Origin of the sequence: Pseudomonas nicosulfuronedens (assembly GCF_005877905.1) — a bacterium.
Classification (GTDB): Bacteria; Pseudomonadota; Gammaproteobacteria; order Pseudomonadales; family Pseudomonadaceae; genus Pseudomonas; species Pseudomonas nicosulfuronedens.
On record NZ_SWDV01000037.1, the window covers coordinates 14371 to 30751 of the forward strand.

At 64.6% G+C, this 16381-nt stretch carries 14 protein-coding genes; all 14 read left to right on the forward strand.

Annotated elements, in window-relative coordinates; all coding sequences use genetic code 11:
• Window positions 1-7 precede the first annotated feature (7 nt).
• Window positions 8-652, forward strand: coding sequence for a 3-isopropylmalate dehydratase small subunit (leuD, locus tag FAS41_RS23815; protein ID WP_138525859.1), 645 nt, complete (start codon window positions 8-10; stop codon window positions 650-652).
• Window positions 653-684: 32 nt separating this feature from the next.
• On the forward strand, window positions 685-1449 hold the full coding sequence (locus FAS41_RS23820) for a class I SAM-dependent methyltransferase (RefSeq protein ID WP_138525860.1): 765 nt from the start codon (window positions 685-687) through the stop codon (window positions 1447-1449).
• A gap of 104 nt (window positions 1450-1553) precedes the next feature.
• A complete protein-coding gene (gene leuB / locus FAS41_RS23825; RefSeq protein ID WP_138525861.1) occupies window positions 1554-2636 on the forward strand; it encodes a 3-isopropylmalate dehydrogenase in 1083 nt (360 codons plus the stop codon).
• Between the two features lie 80 nt (window positions 2637-2716).
• On the forward strand, window positions 2717-3829 hold the full coding sequence (asd, locus tag FAS41_RS23830) for an aspartate-semialdehyde dehydrogenase (RefSeq protein ID WP_045211887.1): 1113 nt from the start codon (window positions 2717-2719) through the stop codon (window positions 3827-3829).
• A 324-nt stretch (window positions 3830-4153) separates the two neighbouring features.
• The gene (locus FAS41_RS23835; protein ID WP_138525906.1) at window positions 4154-5290 is read left to right on the forward strand and encodes a type IV pilus assembly protein FimV; all 1137 of its coding nucleotides are present in this window, start codon (window positions 4154-4156) and stop codon (window positions 5288-5290) included.
• Between the two features lie 95 nt (window positions 5291-5385).
• A complete protein-coding gene (locus tag FAS41_RS23840; RefSeq protein ID WP_138525862.1) occupies window positions 5386-6396 on the forward strand; it encodes an aspartate-semialdehyde dehydrogenase in 1011 nt (336 codons plus the stop codon).
• A 168-nt stretch (window positions 6397-6564) separates the two neighbouring features.
• The gene (locus tag FAS41_RS23845) at window positions 6565-9456 is read left to right on the forward strand and encodes a motility hub landmark protein FimV (protein ID WP_138525863.1); all 2892 of its coding nucleotides are present in this window, start codon (window positions 6565-6567) and stop codon (window positions 9454-9456) included.
• A gap of 19 nt (window positions 9457-9475) precedes the next feature.
• Entirely contained in the window at window positions 9476-10333 is an 858-nt protein-coding gene (gene truA / locus FAS41_RS23850) for a tRNA pseudouridine(38-40) synthase TruA (protein WP_138525864.1), read from the forward strand.
• A gap of 57 nt (window positions 10334-10390) precedes the next feature.
• A complete protein-coding gene (locus FAS41_RS23855) occupies window positions 10391-11014 on the forward strand; it encodes a phosphoribosylanthranilate isomerase (RefSeq protein ID WP_138525865.1) in 624 nt (207 codons plus the stop codon).
• A 257-nt stretch (window positions 11015-11271) separates the two neighbouring features.
• On the forward strand, window positions 11272-12147 hold the full coding sequence (gene accD / locus FAS41_RS23860) for an acetyl-CoA carboxylase, carboxyltransferase subunit beta (RefSeq protein WP_138525866.1): 876 nt from the start codon (window positions 11272-11274) through the stop codon (window positions 12145-12147).
• Entirely contained in the window at window positions 12144-13424 is a 1281-nt protein-coding gene (folC, locus tag FAS41_RS23865) for a bifunctional tetrahydrofolate synthase/dihydrofolate synthase (RefSeq protein ID WP_138525867.1), read from the forward strand. The genes accD and folC overlap by 4 nt, the downstream gene beginning before the upstream one ends.
• A gap of 35 nt (window positions 13425-13459) precedes the next feature.
• The gene (locus tag FAS41_RS23870; RefSeq protein WP_138525868.1) at window positions 13460-14122 is read left to right on the forward strand and encodes an SPOR domain-containing protein; all 663 of its coding nucleotides are present in this window, start codon (window positions 13460-13462) and stop codon (window positions 14120-14122) included.
• A 104-nt stretch (window positions 14123-14226) separates the two neighbouring features.
• Window positions 14227-14769 (forward strand): CvpA family protein, encoded by a 543-nt coding sequence (locus FAS41_RS23875; RefSeq protein ID WP_138525869.1) that lies wholly within the window; start codon window positions 14227-14229, stop codon window positions 14767-14769.
• 106 nt (window positions 14770-14875) lie between these two features.
• Window positions 14876-16381, forward strand: coding sequence for an amidophosphoribosyltransferase (gene purF, locus FAS41_RS23880; RefSeq protein WP_138525870.1), 1506 nt, complete (start codon window positions 14876-14878; stop codon window positions 16379-16381).

The following is a 16381-nucleotide window of genomic DNA, read 5'->3' on the forward strand; positions in this document are numbered from 1 at the left end:
ACCGAACATGAAAGCCTTTACCCAGCACACCGGTCTCGTTGCGCCGCTCGACCGCGCCAACGTCGACACCGACCAGATCATCCCCAAGCAGTTCCTCAAGTCGATCAAGCGCACCGGCTTCGGCCCGAACCTGTTCGATGAGTGGCGTTACCTCGACGTGGGGCAGCCCAACCAGGACAACTCCAAGCGCCCGGTGAACAAGGATTTCGTCCTTAACTTCCCGCGCTTCCAGGGTGCCAGCGTGCTGCTGGCCCGTGAGAACTTCGGTTGCGGCTCCTCCCGCGAGCACGCGCCGTGGGCGCTGGACGAGTACGGCTTCCGCACCGTGATCGCGCCGAGCTTCGCCGACATCTTCTTCAACAACAGCTTCAAGAACGGCTTGCTGCCGATCATCCTGAAGGATGAGGAAGTCGACGAGCTGTTCGCCCAGTGCGAAGCCACCGAGGGTTACCAACTGACCGTCGACCTCGCCGCGCAGACCGTGACCCGCCCGGACGGCAAGCAGTACAGCTTCGAAGTGGATGCATTCCGCAAGCACTGCCTGCTCAACGGTCTGGACGACATCGGCCTGACCCTGCAGGACGCCGAGGCCATTCGCAGTTTCGAGACCGGCTACAAGCAGAACCAGCCCTGGTTGTTCCGCGACGCCTGAGCGGCGTCGCACCACTCTTCAAGGAGAGCACCATGACCGAGAGTCGTCACGAGCAAGTGGTCCAGCGCCAGTTCGGCGCCCAGGCCAACGCTTACCTGACCAGCGCCGTACACGCCCAGGGTGAGGAATTCGCCCAACTGCGTGAGCGACTGTCGGCGACTACCGGTGCGCGCGTGCTGGACCTGGGTTGCGGGGCAGGGCATGTGAGCTTCAACGTAGCGCCGCTGGCTGGCGAAGTGGTGGCTTACGACCTGTCCCAGCAAATGCTCGACGTGGTGGCCGCGGCCGCCGCCGAGCGTGGTCTGGGCAACATTTCCACGCGTTGTGGCGCTGCCGAGCAGCTGCCGTTCGAGGGCGGCGAGTTCGATTTCGTCTTCAGCCGCTATTCCGCGCATCACTGGCGGGATGTCGGCCAGGCTCTGCGTGAAGTGCGCCGGGTGCTCAAGCCGGGCGGCGTGGTCTGCGTCATCGATGTCGCGGCACCGGGCTTGCCTCTGCTGGACACCTATCTGCAGACTGTCGAGGTCCTGCGTGACACCAGCCATGTGCGCGACTATTCCCCGTCGGAGTGGGCACGTCTGGTCGGCGAAGCGGGCCTCGCGGTGACTGCCGCCAAGCGCCAGCGCCTGCGCCTGGAGTTCACTTCCTGGGTCGAGCGCATGCGCACCCCTGATGTGATGCGCCAGGCCATTCATGCCCTGCAGCTTTCGATGGGCGACGAGGTGCGTGAGTATTTCGAGATCGACGCCGAGGGCTCCTTCAGCACCGACGTGCTGGTGCTCTGGGCGGAGCGCTGATTTCAAGGTTCTGACCGCCCCGGATGGCGCGAGCCATCCGGGGCGTTACGTTATTTGCCAAGCGGCTTTATTGGCCAAGCGACTTTCAAAGAGTGAGCAGAAAGATGAGCAAACAGATTCTGGTTCTCCCCGGCGACGGTATCGGCCCGGAAATCATGGCCGAAGCGGTCAAGGTGCTGGAGCTGGCCAACGACAAGTTCGGCCTGGGCTTCGAGCTGACCGAAGACGTGATCGGCGGCGCGGCCATCGACAAGCACGGCGTACCGCTGGCCGACGAGACCCTGGAGCGAGCGCGCGCTTCCGACGCCGTGCTGCTGGGCGCCGTGGGTGGCCCGAAGTGGGACAAGATCGAGCGAGACATCCGTCCCGAGCGCGGCCTGCTGAAGATCCGCTCGCAACTGGGCCTGTTCGGCAACCTGCGTCCGGCCATCCTCTACCCGCAACTGGCCGATGCCTCCAGCCTGAAGCCTGAAGTGGTCGCCGGCCTGGACATCCTCATCGTCCGTGAGCTGACCGGCGGCATCTACTTCGGCCAACCGCGCGAGCAGCGCGTGCTGGAGAACGGCGAGCGCCAGGCCTACGACACCCTGCCGTACAGCGAGGGCGAAATCCGCCGTATCGCCCGCGTCGGCTTCGACATGGCCCGCGTGCGCGGCAAGAAGCTGTGCTCGGTGGACAAGGCCAACGTCCTGGCTTCCAGCCAGCTGTGGCGTGAAGTGGTCGAGGAAGTCGCCAAGGACTACCCGGACATCGAGCTGTCGCACATGTACGTCGACAACGCCGCGATGCAACTGGTGCGCGCACCCAAGCAGTTCGACGTGATGGTCACCGACAACATGTTCGGCGACATCCTGTCGGATGAGGCTTCCATGCTCACCGGCTCCATCGGCATGCTGCCTTCCGCCTCGCTGGATTCGAACAACAAGGGCATGTACGAGCCCTGCCACGGTTCCGCGCCGGACATCGCCGGCAAGGGCATCGCCAACCCGCTGGCGACCATCCTCTCGGTCTCGATGATGCTGCGTTACACCTTCAATGAAGGCGCCGCCGCCGACGCCATCGAGAAGGCCGTGAGCCTGGTGCTCGACCAGGGCCTGCGTACCGGTGACATCTGGTCCGAAGGCTGCACCAAGGTCGGTACCCGCGAAATGGGCGATGCGGTAGTCGCGGCTCTGCGGAATCTGTAATCTGTTCGGCTCGCTCGTTCCCGTGCTCTTGTAGGAAAGCGGGAACGACGGCCCTCTAAATATATGAAGGTGTAGTAGCGATGAAGCGTGTAGGTCTGATCGGTTGGCGTGGCATGGTGGGTTCGGTGCTCATGCAGCGGATGCTGGAAGAGCGGGACTTCGACCTGATCGAGCCGGTGTTCTTCACTACCTCCAACGTGGGTGGCGAAGGTCCGTCCATTGGCAAGGACATTGCCCCCCTCAAAGACGCCTACAGCATCGAGGAACTGAAAACCCTCGACGTCATCCTGACCTGCCAGGGCGGCGACTACACCAGCGAAGTCTTCCCCAAGCTGCGCGAAGCCGGCTGGCAGGGCTACTGGATCGACGCCGCCTCCAGCCTGCGCATGCAGGATGACGCGGTGATCGTCCTCGATCCGGTGAACCGCAAGGTCATCGACAACTCGCTGGACGCCGGCACCAAGAACTACATCGGCGGCAACTGCACCGTCAGCCTGATGCTGATGGCCCTGGGCGGCCTGTTCGAAGCCGGCCTGGTCGAGTGGATGAGCGCGATGACCTATCAGGCGGCCTCGGGCGCCGGTGCGCAGAACATGCGCGAGCTGATCAAGCAGATGGGCGCCATCAACGCTTCCGTCGCCGATGACCTGGCCAACCCGTCCAGCGCCATCCTCGACATCGATCGCAAGGTCGCCGAAGCCATCCGCAGCGACGCCATGCCCACCGAGAACTTCGGTGCGCCGCTGGCCGGCAGCCTGATCCCGTGGATCGACAAGGAACTGCCCAACGGCCAGAGCCGCGAAGAGTGGAAAGGCCAAGCGGAGACCAACAAGATCCTCGGCCGCTTCAAGAACCCGATCCCGGTTGACGGCATCTGCGTGCGCATCGGCGCCATGCGCTGCCACAGCCAGGCGCTGACCATCAAGCTGAACAAGGATGTGCCCATTGCGGACATCGAAGGCCTGATCAGCCAGCACAACCCCTGGGTCAAGCTGATCCCGAACCAGCGCGAAATCAGCATGCGCGAACTGACTCCGGCGGCCGTCACCGGCACCCTGAGCGTTCCGGTCGGCCGTCTGCGCAAGCTCAACATGGGTACTCAGTACCTGGGCGCTTTCACCGTCGGCGACCAACTGCTGTGGGGGGCTGCCGAGCCGCTGCGCCGCATGCTGCGCATCCTGCTCGAGCGTTGATTCCCTCCTGAGTGCTGCTGCTCCCTGGAGCGCACAACGCCGGCCTTGAGCCGGCGTTGTGCTTTCTGGCGCATGAGAAGTTCCCGGTGTGTAGGTGAACCGCCGCACAAAAACGTCAGTCCGTCGAGCTGTCGGCTCTTTGGCGCCGGTTTCTGTGACGCACCCGGAAAAGCCACCGGGAACCAGTCGCTATCCTCGCAGCCCGTCCATGGGGACAGGTTTCGGTGCGCCTTTTCGCGCCGGCCGACGGCAAGCAAGCAGCGGGGGGAGACAATGGCTCGGTTACACAGATTGTGGTTGGCAACGGCGGTGGCCGCGGCTTTCATGCCGGGCATGGCAGGCGCCCTGGAACTGGGCGACATTTCCTCGCGAGCAGCGCTGGGGCAGACCCTCTCGGCCAACATCGACCTGCGCGGCGTGGCTGACCTGAGCTCCGAGGAGGTCGTGGTCAGCCTGGCCTCGGCGGAAGACTTCGAACGTCTGGGCGTGGACCGCAATGTGGTCGCCAGCGGGCTGAAGTTCACCCCTGACGTCGGCAAGAACGGTCGTGGCGTCATTCGCGTCAGCTCGTCCAAGCCCATTCGCGAGCCCTACGTGAACTTTGTTCTCCAGGTTGTCTGGCCGCAGGGGCGCCTGGTGCGTGAATTCACCCTGCTGCTGGACCCGCCAACCTATGTGGCCAGCCCGGTGACGCCGCCGGCTATCGCGCCGGTGGCTGCGGTTCGCCCGCCGCAAGCGCAACCGCTGGCGCCGTCGATGGCCAATGCGCCGGCTGACAGCTATCGCATCCAGCGCAACGATGCGCTGTGGGACATCGCTTCGCGCAATCGTCCGTCCAGCAGCGTATCGGTCATGCAGACCATGGCGGCGATGCAGCGGATGAATCCCGATGCCTTCGTCGACGGCAACATCAATCGCCTGAAGGTCGGCCAGGTGCTGCGCCTGCCCAGCGAACAGCAGGTTCGCGAGCAAAGCCATGCTCAGGCAGTGGCCCATGTGGAAACCCAGAATTCGCAGTGGAAGGCCAAGCGCAATCCGCAACTGGCCCAGCAGGGCCGCCAGCTCGACGCCACCCACAAGGCAGAGGCGGGGAGCGCGCCGGCAAAGGCCGAAGAGCGCGACAACCTGCGGCTGATCTCCGGCCAGCCTGGCAAGGACAAGGGTAAGGTTGAGGCCGAGCAACTGGCGGTAGCCCAGGAAGGCCTGGACAGCGCACGCCGTGACGGCGATGAACTGCGCAGCCGGATCTCTGACCTGGAAAGCCAGACCCAGAAACTCAACAAGCTGATCGAGCTGAAGGACTCGCAGATCGCCGGCCTGATCGCGCGTCTGGCCGAGCAGGATCGCGCCAGGACTCAGGGTGCTGCGCCGGCGGGCAATCCGCAGGCAGCGGCCGGGGAGGTCGCCCAGGTGGCCGCGCCATTGACCGCCCAGGCAACGGACGGTGCGCCGCGCCCCTGAGCTGCGGCGATAGGCGGCGGAGCCCTCGATTGCTTCGCCGCCGGTGGGAGCAGTAAAGTGCTGCGCTACTTTTCCCACCGATTGTGAGACCCCGGATGCCTGAAACACTCGACATCGCCGTTGTAGGCGCCACAGGACTCGTTGGCGAGGCTTTGGTCGAACTGCTGGACGAGCGCGACTTCCCTGTCGCCAACCTGTATCTGCTGGCCAGCGGCGAATCCGCCGGCAAGTCGGTGGCCTTCCGTGGGCGCAACATCCGGGTCGGCAAGCTCGATGATTTCGACTTTGCCAAGGTGCGCCTGGCCTTCCTCTCCGTGGGTGCCGAAGCCGCTGTCGACTGCGCCGCGCGAGCCGTCGCGGCTGGCTGCAGTGTGATCGATCTCAGTGGTGCATCACTGAACAATGCCGCCGCGCTGCTGGCCCAGGCCTGCGTGAATGGCGATGCCGTCGAAACCCTGCAACTTCCTGCGCTGATTGCTGCTCCGGCGGCGCCGGCGGCCGAAGTTGCTGAAGTGCTTGCCGCGCTGCGTGGCGTGCTGGAGCTTCGCCAGGTCACTGTGAGTGCCTGCCTGTCTGCTTCCGCGCTGGGGCGAGAGGGCGTGCAGGAGCTGGCGCGGCAGACCGCCGAGCTGCTCAATGCGCGTCCGCTGGAGCCGCGACTGGTGGATCGCCAATTCGCCTTCAACATGCTGGCGCAACTGGGCGGCGTCGATGAGCAGGGGTATTCCGTGGTCGAGCGCCGCGTCGCGGCAGAGCTCGCGGTGCTGTTCCCCGAGCTGAAGAGCGGTCTGAGCGTGACCTGCAGCCTGGCGCCGGTATTCTTTGGCGATACTCTGATGCTTTCCATCAAGGCGGCGGCGCCGGTTTCCCTGGCGACTGTCAGCGCCGCCCTGGACGCGGCCGAGGGCATCGAGCTGGTGGAAGACGATTACCCGACTGTCATTGGCGATGCACAGGGGCAGGATAGTGTTTACGTCGGTCGCCTACGTACCGGTCTGACAGATTCGTGCGAACTGAATTTGTGGATTGCGTCAGATAATGTGAGAAAAGGCGCAGCCCTAAATGCTGTGAACTTGGGCGAATTGTTGATAAAACACTATCTGTAAAAGATACTTACCGAATATTTGAAGAAGTATTCTAGCTTGGCAATACTGGCCGGGAACGTCGCTGACAGGGGAAAGCACCATCCTGAAAACGGAAGGTGTAGTGGGCAGCGGCGCCCGTTAGACGTTGTTCTAATCCAGAAAAAAGCTATTAAAACAAGGGATTAATATATGGTCCGGCTTCGCAAACTGGTGCAGGCAATCGCAGCTGCTTCGGCACTGACCTCCGGCATGGCGCATGCGCTGGGGTTGGGGGATATCCACCTGCGTTCGGCGCTGAACCAGCCGCTGGATGCCGAAATCGAGCTGGTCGAAGTTCGTGACCTGTCCGCGGCCGAGGTCATCCCGAAGCTGGCTTCGCCGGAAGACTTCAACAAGGCCGGCGTCGACCGTCAGTACTTCCTGACCGGGCTGAAGTTCACTCCCATCGTCAAGCCGAACGGCAAGAGCGTCATCCGCGTGACCTCCGACCGGCCGGTACAGGAACCCTACCTGAACTTCCTCGTGGAAGTGCTCTGGCCCAATGGCCGTCTGCTGCGCGAGTACACCGTGCTGCTGGACCCGCCACTGTATTCGCCGCAGACCGCTGCTGCCGTGCCGCGTGCGCCGATGGCCGTTCCCGCTCCGGTGGTGCGCCCGTCCGCCACTGCCGCGCCGCGTGCGACTCCCGCTCCGAGCTCCGCTCCGGCTGCCCCGTCTCGCCGCCTGGAAGGCAATGAGTACCGCACCGGCAAGAACGACACCCTCTGGGAAATCGCCGCCCGTGCGCGCCCGGATGGCAGCGTTTCCGTCCAGCAGACCATGCTGGCGATCCAGGACCTCAACCCCGATGCCTTCCTCGGCGGCAACATCAACCGCCTGAAGAGCGGCCAGGTGCTGCGCCTGCCCGATGCCGAGCAGATCAAGGCGCGTACCCAGCCGGCTGCCGTGGCCGAAGTCAACCAGCAGTACACCGCCTGGCGTGAAGGTCGCAGCCTGCCCACCGGCGGCGCCCGTCAGCTGGATGCCACCCAGCGCGCCAACGCCGGTAACGCTCCGGCCCAGGCCGAGACCAAGGACAGCCTGCGTCTGCTTTCCGGCGAGAACGGCAAGGCCAAGGGGGGGGACAAGGGCAGCAAAGACGGCCAGGCCGTCGCTGACAAGCTGGCCGTCACCAAGGAAAGCCTCGACAGCACCCGTCGCGAGAACGACGAGCTGAGCAGCCGCATGACCGATCTGCAGAGCCAGATGGACAAGCTGCAGAAGCTCATCGCGCTGAAGGATGCACAGCTGGCCAAGCTGCAGAGCGAGCTGGGCAACGACAAGACTGTCGCCACCAATGGCGCCGCCGCCGTTCTGGCTCCCGTGCCGGGCGCCGAGTCGGCTGCCCAGCCGGCGGCTCCGGCGGTAGCAGATCAACCGGCCGCAGCGGCTCCGAGTGGCGATGCAGGCACCCCGCCGGCTCCTGCTGCCGAGGCGCAGCCGGCTCCGGCACCCGCTCCGGCACCCGCTCCGGCTCCTGCCGCAGCGGTCCCCGCGCCCGAGGCGCAGAAGCCGCAACCGGCTCCGGCTCCCGTTGTTGCACCGGTCGAGCAGGCCGAGACCAGCATCGTCGACGAGATTCTCGCCAATCCGATCTGGCTGGGCGCCATCGCCGGCAGCGCCTTGCTGGCCCTGCTGGTGCTGCTGATGATCATTTCCCGCCGTCGCGCCGCCAAGGAGCAGGAAAGCCTCGCTGCCTATGCCGGTGATGACGAGCCGCACCTCGACGACGACCTGACCCTCGCCGGCAGCGAGCTGGACACCCTGGACGTGCCGCAGGCCGCCGAGGTTGCCGCTCCGGCGCAAGCGGCGCCCGAGCGTGTTGCCGCGCAGACCAGCGATGCGCTGGGCGAGGCGGATATCTACATCGCCTACGGCCGCTTCAACCAGGCTGCCGAACTGCTGCAGGGCGCCATCTACGACGAACCGCAGCGCACCGACCTGCGTCTGAAGCTGATGGAGGTCTATGCCGAGATTGGTGATCGCGAAGGTTTCGCCCGTCAGGAAAACGAACTGCGTGAGATCGGCGGCGCCGAACCCCAGGTCGAGCAGCTGAAGTCCCGTTACCCGGGCATGGTTACCCTGGCTGCCGTGGGTGGTGGACTGGCCGCTGCCGCGGCGGCTTCCGACGATGATCTCGATGGGTTCAGCCTGGACGACTTCACTATCGACAGCCCGTCTACTGATAGTCCGGCCGCCACTGTGGAATCCGCAGCTCAGCCCCACGGCGACCTTGACGACGCCTTCGATCTGGCGCTGGACGATCTGGAGCTGGGTGACGACAAACCCGCCGCTCCGGCCTCGCAGCAGGATGACGAACTGTCCTTCGGCAGCTTCGACCTGGACGACGATCTGAGCCTGGGCGGCTCGCCGGCCGAGGCGCCGAGCGCCAAGGCCGAGGACGACTTCGCCTTCGATCTGGACCTGCCGGAAGAGCCGGCTGCCAAGGTCGAGGCTCCGTCGCTGGCCGGCGATCTGGGTGACTTCTCCCTGGACCTGGACAAGGACCTGGAGAAAGACTCCCACTCCGCCCTGACTTCGGTAGAAGACGACTTCCTGCTGGGTCTGGACGATGACACCGCTTCGCTGTCCGGTGTGAGCCCCGAGGAGTTCAGCCTGGATATCGAGAGCAAGGCGCCGCAAGCCGACGACCTGCCGGATGACTTCGATCTGTCCCTCGCGGATGACGAGCCGGCACCGGCCAAGGCCGATGACAGCTTCGCCGCCCAACTGGACGAAGTCAGTGCCGAGCTCGACCGTATTTCCGCACACAACGACGAGCCGCAGGCTCCCGTCGAGTCGCTGGCAGAGGAGAGCTTCTCCGCCAGTGAACTGGATCTGCCGGGCGAGGGTGCCGACGACGAAGACGATTTCGACTTCCTCTCCGGTGCCGACGAAGCGGCCACCAAGCTCGACCTGGCGCGTGCCTACATCGACATGGGCGACACTGAAGGCGCCCGCGACATCCTCGATGAAGTCATCACCGAGGGTAACGACAACCAGCAGCAGGAAGCTCGCGAACTGCTCGGGCGTATCGCCTGAGCCGGAAGGCTCCAGATAGATGATTGAAGCAGTACCCTCAGCGGCGGCCGAATCGGCCGCCGTTGGCGTTTCCAGGATTGCCCTGGGCGTCGAATTCAAAGGCTCGCGATATCGCGGTTGGCAGCGCCAGGAAAATGGCGTGCCGACCGTGCAGGGCGCGCTGGAAAAAGCCCTGTCCCGAGTGGCTGATCACCCGGTCTCGCTGATGTGCGCAGGCCGTACCGATGCGCTGGTGCACGCGAGCGGCCAGGTGGTGCATTTCGATACCACCGCCGAGCGCTCGCTCATCGCCTGGGTCATGGGCACCAATGCCAACCTGCCCAACGACATCAGCGTGACCTGGGCCAAGGTGATGCCCGCGCATTTCCATGCGCGCTTCACCGCCATGGCGCGGCGCTATCGCTATGTGATCTACAACGACCAGATCCGCCCGGCGCACATGGCCGAGGAGGTCACCTGGAACCACCGTCCGCTGGATGTCTCGCGCATGCGCGAGGCGGCTCGCGCGCTGGTCGGCACCCACGACTTCACCTCGTTCCGTGCGGTGCAGTGCCAGGCCAAGTCGGCAGTGAAGACAGTGCATCACCTGGAGGTGATCGAGCACGGGCGTTTCATCGTGCTGGACGTCCGCGCCAACGCCTTCCTGCATCACATGGTGCGCAACTTTGCCGGGATGTTGATGACCATCGGTGCCGGTGAGCGCCCGGTGGAATGGGCGGCCGAAGCGCTGGCCGCGCGCGATCGGCGTGCCAGCGGTATTACTGCGCATCCTTATGGGCTGTACCTGGTGAGCGTGGAATACCCGGAGGAATTCGTCTTGCCCCAGCGCTACCTGGGGCCACATTTCCTTTCAAGTTTGCCGGATATCGTCGGCTGACGATGCCAGGGGCATTTGCTACCATCGATCGATCACTTGCCTGAAGGTTGCTGCATCTTGTCCGCCGTTCGCATCAAAATCTGCGGTATTACCCGAGTCGAGGATGCCCTGGCCGCCGCCGAGGCGGGCGCCGACGCCATCGGCCTGGTGTTCTACGCCAAGAGTCCGCGCGCGGTGAGCATCCAGCAAGCGCGGGCGATAGTCGCTGCGCTACCGCCCTTCGTCAGTACCGTCGGCCTGTTCGTGGACGCCAGCCGCTGCGAGTTGGGGGAGATTCTCGATGCGGTGCCGCTGGATGTCCTGCAGTTCCATGGCGACGAGACGCCCGAGGCCTGCTCCGGCTGGCACAAGCGCTACCTCAAGGCCCTGCGGGTGAAGCCGGGTGACGACGTGGCAGCGCAGATTGCGAAATATCCACAGGCCAGCGGATTCCTCCTCGATACCTATGTGGAGGGTGTTCCTGGCGGAACCGGGCTGGCTTTCGACTGGACCCTGGTGCCGAAGGATGTGCAGCGTCCGCTGATCCTGGCAGGGGGGCTGACGGTCGCAAACGTGGCCGATGCCATTGCCCAGGTGCGCCCTTATGCCGTGGATGTGAGCGGCGGGGTGGAGGCGAGCAAGGGCATCAAGGATGCGCAGAAGATCCGCGATTTCATTGCGCAATGTCGTTCGGCGGCTTGACGCGGAATCTTCATGTGACGACGAGCGGCCTGCCGCCGTCCACTACCCAATCGCTGCCCTTGGGGAGCGCTGGGAGTCGTCGCAGCAGGAACAGCTGCCTGCCGACGGTCCGTATCGAATGCTGTATCCGTGGCGACGCCCCTGGCGGCGCCTTTGTTTGCGAGGGGTTCCGGCCTTGAGGTTGGAACCGCGACGATGAATTTGCTCAGCGGCACGCGCAACCCATCGCGCCGTGTCACTGCACTGGAGACGAGAGCATGAGCAACTGGCTGGTAGACAAGCTGATCCCTTCCATCATGCGTTCCGAGGCGAAGAAGAGCTCGGTACCGGAAGGCCTGTGGCACAAGTGCCCGTCCTGCGAGGCGGTGCTGTACCGTCCGGAGCTGGAAAAGACCCTCGACGTCTGCCCCAAGTGCGATCACCACATGCGTATCGGCGCCCGTGCGCGCATCGATATCTTCCTCGATGAGGAAGGCCGCGAGGAGCTGGGTGCCGAGCTGGAGCCGGTGGATCGCCTGAAGTTCCGCGACAGCAAGAAGTACAAGGACCGCCTGACTGCTGCGCAGAAAGACACCGGCGAGAAGGACGCGCTGATCTCCATGAGCGGCAAGCTGATGGGCATGCCGGTCGTGGTCAGTGCCTTCGAGTTCTCCTTCATGGGCGGCTCCATGGGTTCCATCGTTGGTGAGCGCTTCGTGCGCGCCGCCAACTACGCCCTGGAAAACCGTTGCCCGATGATCTGCTTCTCCGCCTCGGGTGGCGCGCGCATGCAGGAAGCGCTGATTTCCCTGATGCAGATGGCCAAGACCTCCGCCGCGCTGGCCCGTCTGCGCGAAGAAGGCATCCCGTTCATCTCCGTGCTGACCGATCCGGTCTATGGCGGCGTATCCGCGAGCCTGGCGATGCTCGGCGATGTGATCGTCGGCGAGCCACGCGCCCTGATCGGCTTCGCCGGGCCGCGCGTGATCGAGCAGACCGTGCGCGAGAAGCTGCCGGAAGGCTTCCAGCGCAGCGAGTTCCTGCTGGAGCACGGCGCCATCGACATGATCGTCCACCGTGCCGAGCTGCGCCCGCGTCTGGCGAAGGTTCTGGCCAAGTTCACCCACACTCCCAGCGCCGCACTCGCAGGATGACCCAACGTACCCTTGCCGACTGGCTCAGCTATCTCGAACAACTCCACCCCACGGCAATCGACATGGGGCTGGATCGCTCCCGTGAAGTAGCTGGCCGGCTTGGCCTGGGGCGCCCCGCCTCCCGCGTGGTGACCGTCACGGGCACCAACGGCAAGGGTTCCACCTGTGCCTTCCTCGCCGCCCTGCTGGGTGAGCAGGAACAGCGTGTCGGCGTCTACAGCTCGCCGCACCTGCTGCGCTACAACGAGCGCGTGCTCATCGATGGCGTCGAAGCCAGCGATGAGGCGCTCTGCGAAGCCTTCGCCGCTGTTGAGGCGGCTCGTGGCGAAATTTCCCTGACCTACTTCGAAATGGGCACCCTCGCGGCCTTCTGGCTGTTCGAGCGAGCCAACCTCGATGCCGTGGTACTGGAAGTCGGCCTGGGCGGTCGTCTGGATGCGGTCAACCTGATCGACTCCGACGTTGCCGTGGTCACCAGTATCGGCATCGACCACGCCGACTGGCTGGGTGACACGCGCGAAAGCGTGGCTTTCGAGAAGGCCGGTATCTTCCGCGCCGGCAAGCCTGCCGTCTGTGGTGACCTGGAACCGCCGACGCCGATTCTGGAACAGGCGCGCAAGCTCGGGTCACCACTGGTCCTGCGCGGCCGGGATTTCGACCTGGCGTTGGGCGAGGGCGACTGGCACTGGCGTGGTCGCTCCTCCACTGGCGAGGCGCTGAGCCTGCACAACCTGCCGTTGCTCGACCTGCCAATGGAGAATGCCGCACTGGCCTTGCAGGTCTATGCCTTGCTGGGCCTGCCATGGCAGCGCGAGCAGCTGGTCGCCGCACTTCAGCGCACCCGTGTGACCGGGCGCCTGGATCGTCGCACTGTGCAATGGCATGGCGAAGAGCGCCACTTGCTGCTCGACGTCGGGCATAATCCGCACGCAGCGCAATACCTCGCCAGCCGCCTGCGCGCAGCGCCGCCCAAGGGTGTGCGCCACGCAGTGTTCGGTCTGCTGGCGGACAAGGACCTCGACGGCGTACTGGAACCCGTGCTCGGCTTGGTGCAGGATTGGGCCGTCGCGCCGCTGCCCACCGGTCGCAGTCGTCCGGCCGCAGAGCTGGAGGCTGCGCTGCAGGCTCGCGGGGCGCAGGTCAGTTGCCATGGCGATATCGCTGCGGCGCTGGTGGCACAGTGCGATGCAGCGGGCACCGATGACGAGATTCTGGTGTTTGGTTCGTTCTACAGCGTGGCGGATGCCCTGGAGTGGCTCGCCAAGGCTGCTCAATAAGCTGCTCAATGAAGTACACCTAAGGGGAGTTGTGCATGGCGTTGCTCGATAAGGGGCTCAAGCAGCGGGTAGTCGGAGCGCTGGTGCTGTTGGCACTGGCCGTGATCTTCCTGCCGATGCTGTTCTCCCGCGAGGATGATGTACGCCAGGTGGTGGTCGAAGCGCCGGTGATGCCCAAGCCACCGGCCATGCCCACCGTCGAAGTACAGCCTACCGAGGTTCCCGAGCCCCAGGCCGAGGATGCGGACAACGCCGTGCCGCCGGCCGAAGCGGCCCCGGCGCAGACGCCTTCCGCCCCCATCGCCAGCCTGCCGACCCAGCAGGCCCAGCCGGCACAGCCCAAGGCTGCGGCCCCGCAACCGGTCGCTCCCAAGTCGGCTGCGCCTGCCCAGGTTCAGGCTAGCGCCGCTCCTGTCGCTCCGGCGCAACAGCCGGCCCAGCGCCTGGACAGCAACAACCTGCCGGTGAGCTGGTCGGTGCAGTTGGCCAGCCTGTCCAACCGTGCACGCGCCGACGAATTGCAGAAGTCCCTGCGCAGTCAGGGCTACAACGCCTATGTGCGCAGCTTCGACGGCATGAACCGGGTATTCGTCGGTCCGGTGGTCGAGCGCGCCGAGGCAGATCGCCTGCGCGACCAACTGGGCAAGCAGCAGAAGCTCAATGGCTTCGTGGTGCGTTTCCAGCCTGAGCGTGGCTGAGCCCGTTCGTTAGCTTCTCTCAATCAGCCCCATGTCAAACTGGGGCTCTTCTAAATCGAAGGCCTCTGCTAAAATGCGGGGCCTTTCCGTTTCTGGGCCGCAACGTGGCATTTACCTGGGTCGATTGGACGATGATCGGCATCATCGTCATTTCCAGCCTGATCAGCTTGAGCCGTGGTTTCGTCAAGGAAGCCCTGTCGCTGGTCACCTGGATCGTAGCCGGTGCGGTCGCCTGGATGTTCGGCGGCGCCCTGGCCGAGCATCTCGCACCCTACATTCAGCTGCCCTCGGGGCGTGTCATCGCCGCTTGCGCTCTTCTTTTCGTCGTCACGCTGCTGCTGGGCGCACTGGTCAACTTCCTCATCAGCGAGCTGGTGCGGGTGACCGGAATGTCCGGCACCGACCGTGTGCTCGGCATGGTATTCGGCGGCGCCCGTGGTGTGCTGCTGGTGGTTCTGCTGGTCGGTCTGCTGAGCCTTGCGCCGGTGCAGCAGGATCCGTGGTGGCAGCAGTCGGTGCTGATGCCGCATTTCCTGATGGTCGCCGACTGGTCGAAGAACTTCATCCTGACTTTTGCCGGGCAGTGGATGTCCGGCGTTACCATCACTCCGCCATCCGGAGTGGGGTCTTTGCTGCCGGCCCAGTGACGGGCGGGCGGAGGCGACGGGTAGCCGTCGCCGCTATGGCAGGTCCGGTGGATACTGCCGAATACGGAATTGTTTTAGCCTGAACACCAACTAGGGGTTGCGTCGCATGTGTGGCATCGTCGGTATCGTGGGCAAGTCGAACGTCAATCAGGCGCTGTATGACGCCCTCACCGTTCTCCAGCATCGTGGCCAGGACGCTGCGGGGATCGTCACCTGTCAGGACGACCGTCTGTACCTGCGCAAGGACAACGGCCTGGTCCGTGACGTCTTCCAGCAGCGTCACATGCAGCGCCTGGTCGGCAAGATCGGCATCGGTCATGTGCGCTACCCGACTGCGGGCAGCTCCAGCTCCGCCGAGGCGCAGCCGTTCTACGTCAACTCGCCGTACGGCATCACCCTGGCGCACAACGGCAACCTGACCAACGTCGAGCAGTTGGCCAAGGAAATCTACGAATCCGACCTGCGTCACGTGAACACCAACTCCGACTCGGAAGTGCTGCTCAACGTGTTCGCCCATGAACTGGCGGTGCGCAACAAGCTGCAGCCCACCGAGGAAGACGTGTTCGCCGCCGTTGCCGGCGTGCACGCTCGCTGCGTGGGTGGCTACGCTGTGGTGGCGATGATCACCGGCTACGGTATCGTCGGCTTCCGCGACCCCCATGCGATCCGCCCGATCGTCTTCGGTCAGCGTCACACCGAGAACGGCGTGGAGTACATGATCGCTTCGGAAAGCGTTGCCCTGGACGTCCTCGGCTTCACCCTGATCCGTGACCTGGCCCCGGGCGAAGCGGTGTACATCACCGAAGACGGCAAGCTCTACACCCGTCAGTGCGCGGCCAACCCGCAGTACGCGCCGTGCATCTTCGAGCACGTCTACCTGGCTCGTCCGGACTCCATCATCGATGGCATCTCGGTCTACAAGGCGCGCTTGCGCATGGGCGAGAAGCTGGCCGACAAGATCCTCCGCGAGCGTCCGGACCACGACATCGACGTGGTCATCCCGATCCCGGACACCAGCCGCACCGCTGCGCTGGAACTGGCCAACCGCCTGGGCGTGAAGTTCCGCGAAGGCTTCGTGAAGAACCGCTACATCGGCCGTACCTTCATCATGCCCGGCCAGGCCGCGCGCAAGAAGTCGGTTCGCCAGAAGCTCAACGCCATCGAGCTGGAATTCCGCGGCAAAAACGTGATGCTGGTGGACGACTCCATCGTTCGCGGCACCACCTGCAAGCAGATTATCCAGATGGCCCGCGAGGCTGGCGCGAAGAACGTCTACTTCTGCTCCGCCGCCCCGGCGGTGCGCTACCCCAACGTCTACGGCATCGACATGCCGAGCGCCCACGAGCTGATCGCACACAACCGCAGCACCGAGGAAGTCGGCGAGCTGATCGGAGCCGACTGGCTGGTGTATCAGGACCTGCAGGACCTGATCGAATCCACCGAGGGCGGCAAGATCAAGATCGAACACTTCGACTGCGCCGTGTTCAACGGTGAATACGTCACCGGCGACGTCGACGAAGCCTATCTGAACAAGATCGAGCAGGCGCGCAACGACGCGACCAAGACCAAGGGTGCCGCGGTCAGCGCCATCATCGATCTGTATAACGACTGA

Bases quoted from the DNA above. Each gene is read 5' to 3' on its own strand.
- leuD (WP_138525859.1), top strand. From the start codon at position 8: ATGAAAGCCTTTACCCAGCACACCGGTCTCGTTGCGCCGCTCGACCGC.
- FAS41_RS23820 (WP_138525860.1), top strand. From the start codon at position 685: ATGACCGAGAGTCGTCACGAGCAAGTGGTCCAGCGCCAGTTCGGCGCC.
- leuB (WP_138525861.1), top strand. From the start codon at position 1,554: ATGAGCAAACAGATTCTGGTTCTCCCCGGCGACGGTATCGGCCCGGAA.
- asd (WP_045211887.1), top strand. From the start codon at position 2,717: ATGAAGCGTGTAGGTCTGATCGGTTGGCGTGGCATGGTGGGTTCGGTG.
- FAS41_RS23835 (WP_138525906.1), top strand. From the start codon at position 4,154: ATGCCGGGCATGGCAGGCGCCCTGGAACTGGGCGACATTTCCTCGCGA.
- FAS41_RS23840 (WP_138525862.1), top strand. From the start codon at position 5,386: ATGCCTGAAACACTCGACATCGCCGTTGTAGGCGCCACAGGACTCGTT.
- FAS41_RS23845 (WP_138525863.1), top strand. From the start codon at position 6,565: ATGGTCCGGCTTCGCAAACTGGTGCAGGCAATCGCAGCTGCTTCGGCA.
- truA (WP_138525864.1), top strand. From the start codon at position 9,476: ATGATTGAAGCAGTACCCTCAGCGGCGGCCGAATCGGCCGCCGTTGGC.
- accD (WP_138525866.1), top strand. From the start codon at position 11,272: ATGAGCAACTGGCTGGTAGACAAGCTGATCCCTTCCATCATGCGTTCC.
- folC (WP_138525867.1), top strand. From the start codon at position 12,144: ATGACCCAACGTACCCTTGCCGACTGGCTCAGCTATCTCGAACAACTC.
- FAS41_RS23870 (WP_138525868.1), top strand. From the start codon at position 13,460: ATGGCGTTGCTCGATAAGGGGCTCAAGCAGCGGGTAGTCGGAGCGCTG.
- purF (WP_138525870.1), top strand. From the start codon at position 14,876: ATGTGTGGCATCGTCGGTATCGTGGGCAAGTCGAACGTCAATCAGGCG.